Source organism: Mucilaginibacter sp. dw_454 (assembly GCF_018449775.1).
Lineage (GTDB): Bacteria > Bacteroidota > Bacteroidia > Sphingobacteriales > Sphingobacteriaceae > Mucilaginibacter.
Map to the genome: position 1 here is coordinate 1 of NZ_JAAVVB010000003.1, position 16,205 is coordinate 16,205.

A 16,205-nucleotide genomic window follows, 5' to 3' on the forward strand; every position below is an offset into this window, starting at 1 on the left:
AACGGTTTTTGCCTGCCGATAGGAGATCAATTTATATGGGAAACATGATAAATCGATCCCACTTTGTAGACTGTTTTCTACATACCTTACACCCTGCGGTTGTATCAGAAAATAAAGGAGTTGAAGTTGAAAATGGTATAAGGTTTGTACCTATACTTATAACAAATTGATTATTTTTACTATTTATAGATTGGTATTATGAAAGTAACATCTAAACTTTTTTTTGCAACACTTATAGGTGCAGCATTGCTATATACTTCATGTAAAAAATCAGATGTAACTGCAGGAAAGAAAACTGTTGACCAATCAATTGTCAGCGGTAAAATAGCGATGAGTTTATATAATGCTTTATATGGAAAACTAAGCGGCGGCCAGGGCATAAAAACAAATGGTGTTACCAGGCTTACCACAATGGGTGTTAATCCAACATGCGGCGACGTTGTTGTAACGCCTACTAATTTAACTACCCATAGCGGGGATACCACTAGCACCTACATTGGTAATTCTGTTTTTACTTACCAGTGCGATGGTTATTTTAACAACAGCGCCATATTAGATGCTTATACCCTGGCTGATACATTAGCTATTAATGAAACAGGTTCGGGTTTTGCAAACTACTATCGTAACACCCAAAATTATGTAGTTAAAGCTCTTGACGCACAATATAGCCAGGTTAGCGTAGGCGGCAGCATTACCACCATGGCTCGCGCCTCAAAATTTACAAGCGGATCATCCGGCACCCCAATTGATTTTTATGAGTTGTCATGTCAATATACGCTTCATAATATTACAACTAACCGCACCAGTAATACCGCCGAATTTGTAGCAGGAGCAGTTGATTTCAGCAGCCAGCAGGTTGATGATGTTAATGGCACCCCATTGGCGCTTGAAGGGTATATCTTGTTTTTACCTGATCACATTTTAGAAGTTAATATCCGTGGCACGGCCGGAGATAAATTATATGACGTTGATACCTTAACCGGTAAAGTTACTACAGTTAGATAATAATCAGCTTTGTATGTTTGAGTGACCAAAATACGGGAATTACGACTATTTCAAAACACCTTTATCCAGTTCATTATCGTTGTTATGGGCTATTTTCTTCACATATAGCTCATCTATCAAAATAATCAGGATAGCCAATAGCGGTACGGCCAAAATAACCCCTAAAGCACCAGAAACTGAACCCATAATCAACTGGCTGATCAGCGTTAATGCCGGCGGTAGATTGATCATCTTTTTCTGGATGAGTGGTGTGATGATATTGGCAACTATCGTTTGTGAGGTAATATATATTATCGCCACCAAAATAGCCATATTGGTACTCACCGTAAAGGCCAGCAACACGCCGGGAATCATGGCTACCAGCGAACCTATACTTGGTACCATTTCCAGTAAACCGGTTATCAGTGCCAATATTAAAGCTACCGGCATACCAACAATGGTTAGCGCTGTGCCAATTAAGATCGTCACAGATAACATTGAAAATAAGGTGCCCTTTAACCATCCTTTTAAGGATAGACTAATTCTATCCATAATATGCTTGCCCAGCGCTTTTTTGCTGCGCGGTACCAGCAGCATTATTCCATCTTTGTAAAGGGACGGATTGGTAGTAAAAAATATCCCCAGAAATATAATAATGTAAATATCACCCAAAACCCCAAAAGTGGTGCTGAAAAATCCGGACACTGTGCTCATCAGTTTCTGCGAATTGTCGCCCGAAAAACTGTCTAATGCTTTTTGCCCAAGCGACGTTTGCGACAGTTTAGCTCGCGCATTGTTAATCGTATGTGGTAAGGTATTACTTAGCTCGGCTACCTGGGCCTGAATTTTGGTGCCCATAAACCACAGTAATGCCCCTACAATAATTACCGTGCTAACAATAGAAATAATCATGGCCGCCTTACGTTTCAGGTTGGTACGGCGCTGTATGGCGTCGCCTAATCCGTGAAAATAGGTTGCTATCAGTGATCCGGCCAATACCATCAGCAAAATATCAAAAGCAACTCTGATAACTAAAATCGTTACCACCAGCAAGGCTACAATCCCAACGGTTTGCCAAACCTTATTTATGTAACTTAACTCTTTCTCTTCTTCGGGATGCTTTTTGCCTGTCGCCATGATTTGATTTATGTACAAAGAAATACGGACAAAGCTCTTAAATGTTTTAAATCATAAAAGCGGGCGGTTAAATCAAGAAATGTGGAGTATTAATAAAGCTTGTACAGCGTCCAATGGTCGGTTTCGTAAGCCTTTTGCAGGGTCGAATAATTATTCCCCGTTTGAAACATAACCGGGCCATAACGGGCATTTAAAATACTATAACCGGCCATGGTGTTTTTAGCATTGGCAATCAATATATAGCCCACATATTGTCCCGGTGTTTCAACTGCGCCCATGAAGTTATCCTGATAAGGCAGTAACATATTGCCTACATCGTTAGTAAATGCAACTATCGGATAAGCAATCGCGTCATCGGCCAAAACTTTTGAACCATCTGGCAGGCCATTGATATAATTGGCCATATCCTTATTTTCGTCCTGTTGGGTGTCTTCGGTTCTGTCTTTAAGAATAGTTACGAAGTTACGCTCATCGTCAATCAGCGAGTTAGAGAGAAAGTAATACCCGGTGTAAAACTGCAGCAGAATAATAAAAGTAAGCACCACTTTAAATAAAAGCCTATGTTTTACCGGCTGCGCTTTAATAATAAAACATAAAACCGCTAGAACCAGGAATATGAGGTAATACTCTTGCACCAGGAACGCTTTATCATATTTAATATGCAAAAACTCTACAAATGCAAAAGGAGTCAGGAGTGTAAGAATTTGATAAGTACTGCGCCAAAACAGTGCTATGGCGAATAAAATCAACGGGCAAAACATAACCATGCGAGCTGATAAAAGCACAGATACTTCGGGCGATTTAAAGTCGGGATTAAGTGCTGCCGTTTCGTAGCTAAAACGTTCGGCAATTACATTCCAGGTTGCATAGGGGCTGCTTAAAAAATAATCGGCATCATTGGCGTTGGTCAAATTAAGCAGTTTATAGCAAATGATGGATGCTATAGGCAGTATGAACAGAATCACATACAAAGCAAATGTTTTATTGATGAGCTTGCGGCGTAATGACGGGCTGTTAAAGCTCTGGGTCATCCTAAACAATGATTCTTTTTCTGCCAGGTTTAATGATTGCAAGGCTATAGAGAATATCAGCGGGATGAAGAATAACGTGAGCCAGATAAATTTATAATCGCAAAACAACAATAACACTAAGCAGATACTGGCTATGGAGATATGGAAGGTTGTATTAGATGTATAAAACTTAAATATGTTCAGGAAAAACATATAGAAGAAAATCAGTGCCATATAAATAGCCTTGCCCGAGCATGCGGTATATAATATGCCCGGATGAAACAGGAACATAATAATGAGCAGGAAAAGATAATAATCGTCGTCGGTTTTCTTAACGAGTGTGCTGGCCATAAGATAAAACAACACCGCTGTACCCAGGGCCGATGCAATAACAGGCGCAAGCAATGAACTGATAACTGTAAACGGAAAGGTAGCAAAGAATGGCAGTGCAGGAGCCGTTAAACCAATTACTTTTAATTTATAACCTGTACCCTCAAAAATAATACGGACTTTTTCAATATAGAACAGTGTTTCCTGATTGAAATAGCCCAGGTTGTTTATATAAATACCGCATACCAGGTAGTATATCGCTATTAGTATAGTGATAAATAGGAGGGTTTGGCGCCGGGTTATATTTATTTTAAACTTCCAATTCATTATTCGACAGGAGCGGCTTGGTTATTAACTTTACTTAAACCGTGATTGGTTTTTTCCCAATAAAATGGTTTTACTACCAACTGATACAAACCTTTGTAAGCCGCCCATGAGTGCAGTAGCCAATAAACCGGGTTGGCAATGGCAAATAATATGAGCTCATAATACCGGCGTTTAAACACCGCCATCATGTTTACATAGATCATCAATATATTACCCACCATTAAATTAATAATAGACATGAACAGTACCCAGTCTGGGAAAAATGAGCGGATAGATGTTAAATCGAATACCAGGTAGCAAAGAAAAATTCCTAACAATAACGGATATACCAGGAAGGTGACAGGCGTTGCCCCAATAAAGAAGTTAAAGCCCAGGAAGCCCTTCCATCCAATTTTTTTCCAGAGTTTTACGGGATTACGCATGTGTACCAGGTGAGTTTGCATATAGCCCTTGATCCAGCGCGAACGTTGACGCACCCAATTAAACATCTCGTTATTAGCCTCCTCGTAAGTAGTTGAGTTGATGATAGCCACTTTGTAGCCTTTTGCATAGGCACGTACGCCTAAGTCGGCATCTTCCGTTACATTGAAAGGATCCCAGCCACCCAGTTCAATCAAAAACTCAAATTTAAAGTGGTTGCTGGTACCCCCTAATGGTATCGGGATATCAAAGGTATCCAGGCCAGGCAGCATATAGTCAAACCAATAAGAATATTCCAGCGTAAACATGCGGGTAAGAAAATTCTCGCTGCGGTTAAAGTAATTTAATGCGCACTGTATGCAAACGTAATTATTGGGCAGTTTACCAAACAGGCTAACGCACTTTTTTAACTGGTCTGTATCAGGCACATCCTCGGCATCATAAATAGTCAGAAACTCGCCGCGCGAAAAATGCAAGCCGTAATTACAAGCTTTCGGCTTGGTTTTAGGCATGTGGAACGGCACCACAATTACCTCGAACACTGCAGGAAAATCCAGGTTGCGTACGGCGTTAAGGGTTTTGTCGTCATCCTCTTCGATCAGTAGCTTGATATCCAGTTTTTCGCGGGGGTAATCCAGGCTTTGCAGGTTCCAGATCAACTTCTTGATTAGTTTATCTTCTTTATAAACCGGTAAATGGATGGTATAAATGGGTAAGTCATCATCCTTAACCTGCCTTACTTCTTCGCGGGTGACAGCCTGGTGCAATTCAAATCTCGACCCAACTAAAGCGAGGAAGAGTTTAAATATAATAGACACCAGGAAAAACGAACTTAGTAGTACATTGATAATAATTGTTGTATTTACAAAGCTCAGCATTAGCCCCATCACAACCAAAGCAAACATGCCGAAGGTGAATATGAGTTGTGGCGTAGTAAAGGTTGTTAATGCAGAACTTTCGGGGTCGCGGTTTAGCAATTCAAACACGGCCGACTTAACATATTTTTGGCCCAGCAACACATGGCTAAGCCAGGTAATGTCCAGGTCGGATGCTAATATAATTTCAGGCTCCAGGTCATAGGTAAACCTAATGTAGTCAATAAATAGCTCGTCACTGGGATTTGCCATCAGCGTTACTACCTTATTGTTTTCTATACGCAAGGGCAGCGCCAAATGGGCATCGGCAAATTTCAGTTCGGTTTTTGCCAACACATCAAGGTCATAATCTTCCTCGCGTATTTGCTTAAACACCATGCCCGCATTGCTTAATGAGCGCTCATAATTTTTGCGGCTCAGGTAACCAAAGTTGAGCAGTATCTTTATAAATGAAAGTCCTGATCGTTCAGAAAAATTGCTGATCTTATCCTGATCGGCTTCTGTTAAAAAGCCGTCCTTTATCAAAATCTCAGGAATAGTCATCTGCATTATTTATAAATAAAGTGTTAAACAGCTAAACAACCTATGCAATACAATCGCTTTTAATATTGATCAGCGCCAATACATAGCATATTGTTGTTACAACAAATTACTCACTAAATATATCTGTTGATTTTTGAACCTTGGCGCGTATGTACAAGAACGATAGTAATATCAATACTAACATACCTAACAGTATATACAGGTTGTAGCTCTCCCAGAAACGGGTAAGCACGCTCTTGGTATCGATATACTCCAGGTTCTCGCTTGATTTGCTGATGTTAAATAGATACTTGTTATTATTTACGTCTGATATGGCCACATTACTTGATAGTGTAGACAACTGTTCTGTAATAGAGCGCGATGCCGCTGTAAATGAATTTGCTATGTTTTTACCGGTACCGGTAAGCACTAATACCGCGTTATTGCTTCGCCCGTAAAATATCTGCGCTAAGCCGTTAGATACCGAGTCTGATAGTGAGTAAACTACCTTATTATTCTCATTATTGTATAAACGGAACCGGTGGTTAAACTTGATAGGCGCATCAGGGAAATCGTCCATCAATGGGTCATCATGCGATAATAGTGCGATGATGTTATTTTTCTTCAATTCGTTTTTATCGATGTTATCAGAATACTCAAACTCAGGGAAGTTATTGGCATTGATATTATTGTTCAACTCGTAAATAATCTCGCCCATTGCGGCAGCTGCATATGGTGCATATTTTTTAGTTGCCACAATGCGTGTAGTACCAGAGTTAAATGCTTCAGGATACTGGTAGAAGCTCAAGTCGCTGGTGATGAACGGGTTTTTAGATTCAAGGTATGATTTGTCCACATCAACCTCGGCAAAAAAGCCATTAAAGCTGGCATTACAGTTACCACCACTGGTGTAAAACCTAAATTCGGTTTCCAGCGTGTTGTATTTATGGTGCTGGTAACGATTAATGGTTACTGATGTATTTAATTTACCGGATGCATCTAGTTTTTCTGAACTGATAAGCATGCCGTTAAGGTAAATGTTTATATAACCACGGTCGCCTTGCGCAAGGCTGCTATAGTTGGCAATAACACGGATCTCCACCTCTTTAGGTGTAAAGCTAAAGTCGGAGTTTTTAAAGTTGAAAACACTTTTTAAGTTACCAATACCCGACATAAAGTTGGTTGTACCGCCAATTTGACGGAATGATAATTTAGAGCGGTTTTCGTCAACAGTCTTAAAGAATTTATTCTCCGCATTATTAATTAACAGGTAATCGCCAAAGGTTGAGTTCAGGATATTCATGTTACCCAGGGCGGTGATGGTCTTTTCGTAACCAATATCATCGCCACCGCTGACATATAATATTTCTGACGGTGCGTTAGTTTCTTCTAATGATTTTACGGTTAACAGCTTACCTTTTACAGTGATTAAACGCGTCAAGGTATCAACACTTTTAACTACTGATTTATTGAGGTAGAATAAACCTTCACCTTTTTGCGGCAGCACTTTAAGCGTGGCTCTTCTTTCGGCACTCAAACTTGACAAGTTACCGCATACCACATAATTTTTAACGCTGTCTGGCAGGGTACCTTCCTGGTATACTGCAATATCTTTAACGTCAGATTTTTTTAACCTTGAATACGCCCAGGCCACCGCTTTCAAATCATGCAGTGTTGGATTTTTAGGATAAACAATGGCCTTCATGGTTTCAAAACAGTTGCCAATGTTTACGTTGTTAAAAAAGTTAGCTGTACTTTTAACCAGCGACAGATAGGAATAGCCTTTAACCTTCATCCACATGGCCGGATTGTCAAGGTCTTTACATTTCTCGTCAGTAACGGTACATAATGTTTTAACCTGTATTTTTAGAAACTTGTCTGACGACATATCCAGGCGACTCAGGTTCAATGATACCTCCATGATGGAGTCTTGAGTAAGTCGGCTGCTAAATGCAGGCCTGTCGTTAATAATAACGTTGACGTAAGACAAATTTTTAATCAGCGCTTGCGACGGCTGAATAAACAACACCAGTTTACTTCCGCTTAACTCTATGCTCGGGTCTATTTTTAAATAGTAGGCGCTGCTACCAATCATGCCTATAATTGCATCATCGTCATGCCCCATAGCACGAAACGACAGGATTTTTTGAGCAAAGCTTGCAGTACTTAATAAAAAGAAAAGGGCCAGTGAGGTTAAAAATTTATTCATTGGGTGCTGTATTAGTTAATTACGTAAAATTCAACTCTAAAATAGTTGCCATTATCATCGCTACGGTAAAATAGCTCGCCTTTCATTTCCTGGGTTATCAATTTAGCTATTGACAGGCCAAGACCCAGGCGGCTTTCCTGGCTGGTGTTCGCTTCGTTTAATGTTTTTAACTTATTAAACATCATATCAAGTTCTTCCTGGCCAATGGCTATACCTTCGTCAATAATCTCAAAAACAAATTTTTGGCGTTGCAGGCTGGTAACTACCCGTATATTATTATTGGTTTGCGAAAATTTAATAGCGTTTGATAAAAGGTTCTGGAAAATTTGCCCGGCAAATACCTTATCCAGCTTTACGTTTAAAGGCAGCTTTAAAATATTATCAATCAAATGAATATTTTTCATCTGGGCGGTTTCCATTAATCCTCTGAAGATGCGTCTAACTTCTACGTTAACGTCAAATATCTCCATATTAAATTTCATATCCGGCGACTCGATCTCTTTTACATCCATCAACTTGGCCAGCATATATTGCATTTTGTCGGCGGCCTCGGTAATGTAATCTGTAAACTCCTTTTGATCGGCGCTTAAACGATATTCTTCCTCTTTGATCATGTTATTACTCATGATGATAGAGCCAATCAGGTTTTTCAGATCGTGACCTGCTATATTGATAAAACTGTTTTTTTGTTCGTCCATTTTTAGCAGACGCTCATACTGCATATCAATGATGGTGTTTTTTTCAACGATGTCGCGGTTCTGGTTTTTTAGCTGCTCGTTTGATTTTTCAATTAACAACTGCTGTCGTGCTTCACGCTCCATGACTTTAAAGCGAGCGCTTGGGATCAAACAAGAAATAGCCGCAACAATAAAGAAAAACTGCCCGCCGTTGCTTACAAATAAGTCGACGGTATAATCGCTAAATGCATTGAAAAATACGGTAAGCAATATTAATGCTACCAATGACTGAATTATAGAGTGTATCGGTTCCCAAAATACCTGGATATTAAAAAATAGGATAAGGGCCGAATAAACCAGGAAGTAAACATTTAATTGCTGTATATTAACCAGCGTACATAACAATGCCGAGGTACACGACAGCGATAAGAAAGTTATATGTAATAATATGCGATAATTATACTTCTTGGTTTTGAAGAAGGTATATAAAGCGTAAATTACGATATCGGTTATAATACGTACAATTAAAAACTGTACCCATATACCCGGATTATAAATTACATCAATAATAGTGATGAGCGGGTATAAGAAAAGTATAGTCCAGACAATGTTATTGGTTTGGTACCACGCTTTTTTTAAAACTTCTTTTGAAAATTCTTCTTTAGTAATTTGAACAAACATTATAAGTTTCTGAAATTAGGTAAAGATCGGACTGATTGTGCTAATAAACCTATAGTTAAACAGGTGAATATAATAAAACTAAAGTTTATAATACGGCTAGCGTGCATTGTAATTGCGATGTTGGTAACTGTTGTGCCATATACTATAGCAAAAAACAATCCAAACCCCTCGCAAGAGCGTTTGCTGGCTTTTAAAAGAGCTAAAAGTTTAGATAATGGCATCAGTGTTTCGTGGCTTGAGCAAACCTGGGATAAAGATATATTAAATGATGATAAACTTACCACTGCCGATTTTGAGTTACTTAAAACGCTAGGTTTTAAGAGCATTAGGCTGCCTGTGGCGTTTCGGTTTTTTGAGTCAAAAAATATATCACTCGAGACAGTTTTCAATCGTATAGATAAAGTTGTAAAGCTATGTCACTTGTACGGAATAAAGCTAGTAATAGATTACCACTATGGTGAATTAAATGATAATAATTATTTGACAGAAACGCCTCATATCATTAATTCATGGCTTGCTCTGACAACGCGCTATAGTAATCAGAGTGCAGATGATCTGTTTTTTGAGCTTTATAACGAACCACCCCATATGGACCCAAAGACCTGGAAAGACGCTGCTTTTAATATCGTAACTGCCATACGCAAGATTGACAAAAAACGAACGCTGATTGTTGGCGCATCAAACTTTAATAGTATATATGAGTTGAGCCGCACCGAGCGTATGGCCGATGAGAATATTGTCTATACCGTACATTTTTATGAGCCTTTTTTATTTACTCATCAGGGCGCAAGCTGGGTAGGCGACCAGGTGGCCACCACCGGGGTGCCTTTTCCTTATAGTGCGGAGAATTTTCCCACTATGAATGCCAAAACTAAAGGAACATGGGGCGAAACCAATTATTACCAATACCGCACTGACGGTAATGAGCAGTCAATGGTTGATAAGCTATCTATAGTAAAAAAATGGGCCGACAAATATGATGTGCCACTAATCTGCACAGAATATGGCTCATACAAAAAATATGCAGATCAGGATAGCCGCTGCCGGTACACCAAGGCCATACGCCGCAGTTTAAAAAAACTGAAGATGCCTGGGATAATGTGGGAGTACGATAGCGATTTTTCAATTTTTAACGGCAAACCCTCGTTAGCCAACCTGCCGGATTGCATGCGTGATGCTATTGGTTACACAGGCAAAAATTGATGTATTATTGAATGTTTTAAATCATTACCTTTGGAGGATTAATTAATTGCTATGGTGTTTTTTGAAGAAAAAAGGAAAGAAGTAATGGCTCATATCGAGAAATTCATGCTCGAAAAGATGCAGGAATACCTGAAGCCTATTGATACTATCTGGCAGCCGTCAGATTTTTTACCTGACTCTACAAAAGATAGCTTTTTTAGCGAGGTTAAAACCATGCGCGAAACCGCTCAGGGCCTGTCTTACGACCTGATGGCAGTTTTAATTGGCGATACCATAACTGAGGAGGCCTTGCCTACTTATGAATCATGGTTAACCATGGTTGAAGGCGTATCGAAAAACGAAGAAGGCGGCTGGATGAAATGGACCCGCGCCTGGACCGCCGAAGAGAATCGTCACGGCGATTTGCTAAACAAATACTTGTACCTGTCTGGCCGTGTAGATATGCGCGCCATGGAAGTATCAACCCAATATCTAATTGCCGATGGTTTTGATATCGGTACCGGTCATGATCCGTATCGCAACTTTATCTACACCTCTTTCCAGGAGCTGGCAACTAACGTGTCGCACCGCAGGGTAGCATCGCAGGCTAAAAAAGATGGAGATGTTTTGCTGTCAAAAATGTGTGGCGTTATAGCTTCTGACGAGATGCGCCACGCTAAAGCCTACAAATACTTTATCGAAAAAATATTTGAGGTAGACCCAAATGAAGCCATGCTGGCGTTTGAAGATATGATGCGCAAAAAAATTGTAATGCCGGCGCATTTCCTGCGTGAGGTAGGATTGAAGATAGGCCAGACTTTTGGGCATTTTACAGATGCTGCACAGCGTTTAGGTATTTATACCGCTATTGACTATGTGGATATCTTGAAAGAACTGATCACTGACTGGCACATTGAAAGCATTAATGACCTGAGCGAGTCTGGCGAAAAAGCTCGTGACTACATTGTAGCGTTGCCAGATCGTTTATTGCGCATTGCCGACAGAATGAAAAATCCGACGCTCGATTATAAATTCAGCTGGATCAAAGGATAATATCCACTTTAAAATAAAAAAACGGCTCATATAAATATGGGCCGTTTTTGTTTATAAGTAAATTTGTCATCCTGAGCATAGCGAAGGATCTTATACAAAATACAAGAAACCGATACGCTTATCGCTTTTACAAGATCCTTCGCTATGCTCAGGATGACAGAAGGTTTGTTTACGTTATCCTTCCTGCACCATTTCCACACCACGAATATCGTCCGTCAAATCCTCAAACAAACTGCCCAGGATGGAAAATATCGTGAGGGAATTTACATCATCAACGTAATGCTCGTTGTGGGTAACGTTTAAGTGGGTGCCATCAACCTCTATATGAAATAATGCGCCCTCATAAAGCTCTTTTTGCCAGATCTCGACAGCGTTACCGGTTTTTACAGTTTCAAAAACGATTGGTTCTTGCCGCTGTTTGAAAAAATAAGGATTCAGTTTTTCATTGATGCGGCTCCAAAGGTCGTCAACGCTGATGCGGGTATGTAACGTTACTATTCTCATATTTTAATAACACATTTAAGAGCTAAAGGTTTAACTATGTCGCTATCTCGCACGTCATTGCGAGGAACGAAGTAATCTCTGCATGATAGGCGGTAAAACGTTCAGAGATTGCCACGCTCATTCCTCGCTCGCAATGACGTCTGAATTAGTGATAATTTATATAAGTTTGTTTAAACATACCACAACACACTTACCATGAACTACAAACTACTGGGCCGCTCGGGCCTTAAAGTATCAGAACTATGCCTGGGTACTATGGGTTTCGGTTCAGAAGCCGGCTGGGGTGCCGATAAAGAAACCAGCTTTGCCATTATGGATGCCTTTGCCAATGCGGGCGGCAATTTTTTGGATACGGCCAATGTATACAAACTAGGCACCAGCGAAAAGATCATAGGCGAATATGTACAGAACCACGACCGCGATTACTTTGTACTAGCTACCAAGTATTCATTGAAAGATAATTTGACCAACCCTAACGCATCGGGCAATAATCGTAAGAACATGATGCGTAGTGTTGAGGAAAGTTTGAAACGCCTGAAAACTGATTTTATAGATATTTTATACCTGCACATCTGGGATGATCTTACACCCATTGATGAGGTAATGCGGGGCATAGACGACCTGATCAGGCAAGGGAAAGTTAATTATGCTGCCATAAGCGATACCCCGGCATGGATGGTAGCCAAAGGCAATACCCTGGCCGAACTGATGGGCTGGAGCCAGTTTGTGGCGTTACAGGTTGAATACAGCCTGATACAACGCACACCAGAGCGCGAACTGATACCCATGGCTAAACACTTCGGGATGACGGTTACGCCCTGGGCACCACTGGGTGGCGGAGTACTTAGCGGCAAATACCTGCGCGGCGAACAGGGCCGTATTAAAGCAGAAAGCCGTAGACTAGATGACCGGAGCGTAGCGGTAACCAAAGCGGTAGTGGCTATAGCTGACGAATTAGGCGTTGCGCCAAGCCATGTGGCGTTGCAGTGGACAATGGATCAGGGTTTTTCATCCATCCCGATTGTTGGTGCTACCAAAGTGGCCCAGATGCAAGAGAATTTGAAGACTATTGATGTTAAACTATCCGCAGAACATCTGCAGAAACTAGATGAAGCATCTAAAATAGATCTCGGCTTTCCGGGCGAGTTTTTTAAAGAAGAAGGGGTAAAGATGAATTCGTTCGGCGGGTTTTATGATAGGGTGGAGAAACGCAGTTAATCATTTAATAAATTGTCATCCTGAGCGGAGCGAAGGATCTTATTTAAGCGATACGAGTGCGGTGTACAAGACCCTTCGCTCCGCTCAGGATGACAAATGTTTATTGTTATAAATCTTTTATTTTATCCCAAACTTCGGTGCCTTTTAGCACCAGGCGAACGATTTTGCCATTTTTGTCCCGCTCAAATTTTAGTGCCCAATCAAAACCTTGCATAATAAAATTGTCGCCGTTAAGGTGTTTTAACGGGTATTTGTTTCCATCCCACAAGCTGTGTGCTATCAGGCGGTTATCCTCTGTCAATAAAATTTCTACCAAAAAGGTTCCTGCCTTTTGAATGCTTTGGTACCTGCCGGCATAAGCTTTTAAGGAGTCTTTGTCGGCATCGTGAATGGGATTTGATGTGCGATGAATGGGATTACCAACGGCGCCATAGGCCATTACAAACATCAGCGAAAAAATAATCAGCTTTTTCATGTCTCTTAAATTTAAAGGTTTAATTAATGAATTTCTCATCAGGATTGTTAACGCCCTGATCTGAGATCAAAAAAAGCTGATTATTAAGCGCGCATCTACTCAAATCCAGATTTGATTAGGCTTTGCCGGCAGCTATGCCGAGTTTCAAGGAGTTTTGATATTGACTTGGCGTAAGGCCGGTGAATTGTTTAAAGCACCTTTGAAAAGTGGGGAGCGAATTGAACCCGCAATCAAACGCAATGGCTGCTATAGTGAAGTGGGCTAATGTTGGGTCGGCCAGTCTTTGCTTGGCTTCATCTACCCTATAACTATTAACGAAATCATTAAAATTTTTGCCGATATGCTGATTAAGCAAATGTGAAACATGCTTTACCGGCAATTGCAGTTTCTCTGCCAGGTACTCTAATTTTAAAAGCGGATCAAGATATAAAGTATCGTTGTCCATTAATTGATGGAGGCGGGCACTGTAATCGGAGATTTCCTGCGGCGAAAAAAATACTGTTGTAACTGCAGGCTTATTATAAATCTCAATTTCGGCCGGTGCCAGTTGGGCCTGCCGTAAATAGGCCTTAAATCCTAACCAATGCGTGAAACTTATAGCCGGGATAAATAACAGATAATATTCCCAATTGGTGCTGAAAACGTTTTTTATGAGTATTGCTACTATCCACAATACCAGCAGGGCAAATAAGCATATCAGTAGTTTTTTTAACCATTGAATATCTGCGAATTTAAAAACTGATGCTTCTTTATCTACATCCGTCCTGATAATTAAGCGATAGCTGACTGCCATGTAAGAAATTAATGACAACATGGATAAAAAGACAAACCTGTTGCTATAGCCAAATAGAAGGCTTTGTATCTGCGGGCTAAAATATAACTGCTGTACAAACGGAATGGCTAGTATACCACTGGTATAAAGCAGAAAAATAATTTGATGCTTCAAATCTATCAGCATGGGTAAAAAGTACAGGTATTTTCTTCGGGGTAGTCCGGTATCGCCAAAAATTAAACTGCGGGTATAAAAATAAATGAGCGGGCCTAAAGCAAGATTGACCGGGAATAATAAATAGTAAATGGCAGCGAAAGAATGAGAAAGGCTAATGCTCTGCACCAAAGGCAATATCGTCTCTACAGAAATACAAAATATCAATAAGCTTATCCAGCGGTTACTTTTTATTTTGCGGGACGAGTACCACAATATGCCCGACAGAATAAAACCCTGCAAAGCCAAAGCAAGCATTAAAAGTTCAGGAATGGCTATGGATAATTGCACTGTTAGGTTGGTTTTGATTTGTTATAAACTTACAAAGTTTAATTGTAAAACCAATTTCAAAATCAACAGAGTTGCATTGTGTTAATTTTTGTTACGCGCCAGGCGCTCTAAAGCATCGATAAAGGTTGGCGCATCGTTCAGGCTTTCTACTAACTGTACATGTTCGCCGCCTAAGGCTTTAAACTCGCCACCGTATTCTTCGGTCACTTCGTAAACGGTTTCCAGGCAATCGGCAACAAAAGCGGGACAAAACACCAACAGCCGTTTTTTGCCTTGATGAGCCAGTTCTTCAATTACTTTGCTGGTGTAAGGCTGTACCCAGGGGTCGTTACCCAGGCGAGATTGAAAGCAAACAGTATATTGTTCTTTGCCAATACCCATTCTGGCAGCAATCAGGCGTGCCGTATCGTATGACTGTGCCGAGTAGCAAAATTTGTTAGTGTCGTTCAGTGTATCGCAGCAGCCGTTAACCTGCAGGCAATAGCTGTGCGTATGATCGCATTTTTTGATCTGGCGCTGTGGTAAGCCGTGAAAGCTAAACAGCACATGATCGTAAGTTTCTGGCTGATATTTTTTTGCGTTATCTGCAAAAGTCTGAATCATCAAATCATCATCATGAAATGAATTGACGAAGGAGATATTCGGAATAGTCTGCCAGCTTTTTACCAGGTCCATCACTTTTTCCTGCACAGAGCCGGTACTTGCCGAGGCATATTGCGGAAACATTGGGATAACCTTGATGTCGCTTACTAAATTATCTTTCAAGCGTTGTAGGGCTGACTCGATAGACGGGCTTTGGTAGCGCATGGCCAGTTCAACCTGGTATTCGTCGCCTAATTTTTCTTGTAAGGCCTTGTGCTGTAATTTGCTGTAATGTAATAAAGGCGAACCGGTTTCTCTGCTCCAGATCTGCTGGTAAAGCTTAGCCGATTTTGATGCGCGAAAAGGAGTAATGATGCCCTTCACTAAGACGGTACGCAAAATGGGGTTAACATCTATAACCCTGCCATCCATCAAAAATTCGTTGAGATATTTGCGTACATCTGCTGTGCTCGGGCTATCAGGAGTGCCCAGGTTAACCAGTAATATTCCTTTTTTCGACATCGCTGCAAAAGTAGCAAAAAACGTGTTAATGCTTTGGGATGGGGATTTTAATTACAAAAGGATTAAAATATTGGTAGCGAAATGGGTGTCACCCTGAGGCACTCGAAGGGTGAGCGTTGGGATGTCAAGCGTTAAGGCCTTTGCCCTCATGCTTCGAGTGCCTCAGCATGACAGCCGCTTTATTCAAGAAATTGTGCTAATTACTCCCCCTTTAGGGGACC

General features: G+C 40.6%; 13 protein-coding genes. 4 read left to right on the top strand and 9 right to left on the bottom strand.

Annotated features, from left to right (window positions below; all coding sequences use genetic code 11):
* The first annotated feature begins 198 nt into the window (after window positions 1-198).
* A complete protein-coding gene (locus HB679_RS10425) occupies window positions 199-1,005 on the top strand; it encodes a hypothetical protein (RefSeq protein WP_214071923.1) in 807 nt (268 codons plus the stop codon).
* A 45-nt stretch (window positions 1,006-1,050) separates the two neighbouring features.
* On the opposite strand, the gene HB679_RS10430 is transcribed toward HB679_RS10425, so the two are convergent.
* The 5 genes from HB679_RS10430 to HB679_RS10450 all read right to left on the bottom strand — a co-directional run bounded on the left by HB679_RS10430 (window position 1,051) and on the right by HB679_RS10450 (window position 9,172).
* The gene (locus HB679_RS10430) at window positions 1,051-2,121 is read right to left on the bottom strand and encodes an AI-2E family transporter (RefSeq protein ID WP_214071924.1); all 1,071 of its coding nucleotides are present in this window, start codon (window positions 2,119-2,121) and stop codon (window positions 1,051-1,053) included.
* An 89-nt stretch (window positions 2,122-2,210) separates the two neighbouring features.
* Window positions 2,211-3,788, bottom strand: a complete 1,578-nt coding sequence (locus tag HB679_RS10435) for a hypothetical protein (protein WP_214071925.1) — start codon at window positions 3,786-3,788, stop codon at window positions 2,211-2,213.
* The gene (locus HB679_RS10440) at window positions 3,788-5,632 is read right to left on the bottom strand and encodes a glycosyltransferase family 2 protein (RefSeq protein WP_214071926.1); all 1,845 of its coding nucleotides are present in this window, start codon (window positions 5,630-5,632) and stop codon (window positions 3,788-3,790) included. The genes HB679_RS10435 and HB679_RS10440 overlap by 1 nt, the downstream gene beginning before the upstream one ends.
* 100 nt (window positions 5,633-5,732) lie before the next feature.
* Window positions 5,733-7,814, bottom strand: a complete 2,082-nt coding sequence (locus HB679_RS10445; protein ID WP_214071927.1) for a cellulose biosynthesis cyclic di-GMP-binding regulatory protein BcsB — start codon at window positions 7,812-7,814, stop codon at window positions 5,733-5,735.
* An 11-nt stretch (window positions 7,815-7,825) separates the two neighbouring features.
* Window positions 7,826-9,172, bottom strand: a complete 1,347-nt coding sequence (locus tag HB679_RS10450; protein WP_214071928.1) for a HAMP domain-containing sensor histidine kinase — start codon at window positions 9,170-9,172, stop codon at window positions 7,826-7,828.
* Window positions 9,173-9,289: 117 nt separating this feature from the next.
* Between HB679_RS10450 and HB679_RS10455 the strand changes: the two genes are divergently transcribed.
* Together HB679_RS10455 and HB679_RS10460 are read left to right on the top strand one after the other, a co-directional pair.
* The gene (locus HB679_RS10455; protein ID WP_214071929.1) at window positions 9,290-10,375 is read left to right on the top strand and encodes a cellulase family glycosylhydrolase; all 1,086 of its coding nucleotides are present in this window, start codon (window positions 9,290-9,292) and stop codon (window positions 10,373-10,375) included.
* Between the two features lie 51 nt (window positions 10,376-10,426).
* Entirely contained in the window at window positions 10,427-11,407 is a 981-nt protein-coding gene (locus HB679_RS10460; protein ID WP_214071930.1) for an acyl-ACP desaturase, read from the top strand.
* Between the two features lie 174 nt (window positions 11,408-11,581).
* Here the strand turns inward: HB679_RS10460 and HB679_RS10465 are convergent, their stop codons facing one another.
* On the bottom strand, window positions 11,582-11,911 hold the full coding sequence (locus HB679_RS10465) for a hypothetical protein (RefSeq protein ID WP_214071931.1): 330 nt from the start codon (window positions 11,909-11,911) through the stop codon (window positions 11,582-11,584).
* Between the two features lie 195 nt (window positions 11,912-12,106).
* Between HB679_RS10465 and HB679_RS10470 the strand changes: the two genes are divergently transcribed.
* Window positions 12,107-13,129 (top strand): aldo/keto reductase, encoded by a 1,023-nt coding sequence (locus HB679_RS10470; RefSeq protein ID WP_214071932.1) that lies wholly within the window; start codon window positions 12,107-12,109, stop codon window positions 13,127-13,129.
* 106 nt (window positions 13,130-13,235) lie between these two features.
* Here HB679_RS10470 and HB679_RS10475 read toward each other — a convergent pair whose 3' ends face one another.
* The 3 genes from HB679_RS10475 to hemH form a co-directional block, all read right to left on the bottom strand.
* A complete protein-coding gene (locus HB679_RS10475) occupies window positions 13,236-13,604 on the bottom strand; it encodes a DUF3471 domain-containing protein (protein WP_214071933.1) in 369 nt (122 codons plus the stop codon).
* Window positions 13,605-13,719: 115 nt separating this feature from the next.
* Window positions 13,720-14,880 carry a helix-turn-helix domain-containing protein gene (locus tag HB679_RS20710; protein WP_214071934.1) on the bottom strand — a complete coding sequence of 387 codons (1,161 nt, stop codon included), beginning with the start codon at window positions 14,878-14,880 and terminating at the stop codon, window positions 13,720-13,722.
* A gap of 81 nt (window positions 14,881-14,961) precedes the next feature.
* Window positions 14,962-15,984: a ferrochelatase gene (gene hemH, locus HB679_RS10485; RefSeq protein ID WP_214071935.1), complete on the bottom strand. Its 1,023-nt coding sequence runs from the start codon at window positions 15,982-15,984 to the stop codon at window positions 14,962-14,964.
* Window positions 15,985-16,205: the final 221 nt, after the last annotated feature.

Excerpts from the sequence above, each read along its gene's own strand:
- HB679_RS10425 (WP_214071923.1), top strand. The coding sequence starts at position 199 with ATGAAAGTAACATCTAAACTTTTTTTTGCAACACTTATAGGTGCAGCA.
- HB679_RS10430 (WP_214071924.1), bottom strand. The coding sequence starts at position 2,121 with ATGGCGACAGGCAAAAAGCATCCCGAAGAAGAGAAAGAGTTAAGTTAC.
- HB679_RS10435 (WP_214071925.1), bottom strand. The coding sequence starts at position 3,788 with ATGAATTGGAAGTTTAAAATAAATATAACCCGGCGCCAAACCCTCCTA.
- HB679_RS10440 (WP_214071926.1), bottom strand. The coding sequence starts at position 5,632 with ATGCAGATGACTATTCCTGAGATTTTGATAAAGGACGGCTTTTTAACA.
- HB679_RS10445 (WP_214071927.1), bottom strand. The coding sequence starts at position 7,814 with ATGAATAAATTTTTAACCTCACTGGCCCTTTTCTTTTTATTAAGTACT.
- HB679_RS10450 (WP_214071928.1), bottom strand. The coding sequence starts at position 9,172 with ATGTTTGTTCAAATTACTAAAGAAGAATTTTCAAAAGAAGTTTTAAAA.
- HB679_RS10455 (WP_214071929.1), top strand. The coding sequence starts at position 9,290 with ATGTTGGTAACTGTTGTGCCATATACTATAGCAAAAAACAATCCAAAC.
- HB679_RS10460 (WP_214071930.1), top strand. The coding sequence starts at position 10,427 with ATGGTGTTTTTTGAAGAAAAAAGGAAAGAAGTAATGGCTCATATCGAG.
- HB679_RS10465 (WP_214071931.1), bottom strand. The coding sequence starts at position 11,911 with ATGAGAATAGTAACGTTACATACCCGCATCAGCGTTGACGACCTTTGG.
- HB679_RS10470 (WP_214071932.1), top strand. The coding sequence starts at position 12,107 with ATGAACTACAAACTACTGGGCCGCTCGGGCCTTAAAGTATCAGAACTA.
- HB679_RS10475 (WP_214071933.1), bottom strand. The coding sequence starts at position 13,604 with ATGAAAAAGCTGATTATTTTTTCGCTGATGTTTGTAATGGCCTATGGC.
- hemH (WP_214071935.1), bottom strand. The coding sequence starts at position 15,984 with ATGTCGAAAAAAGGAATATTACTGGTTAACCTGGGCACTCCTGATAGC.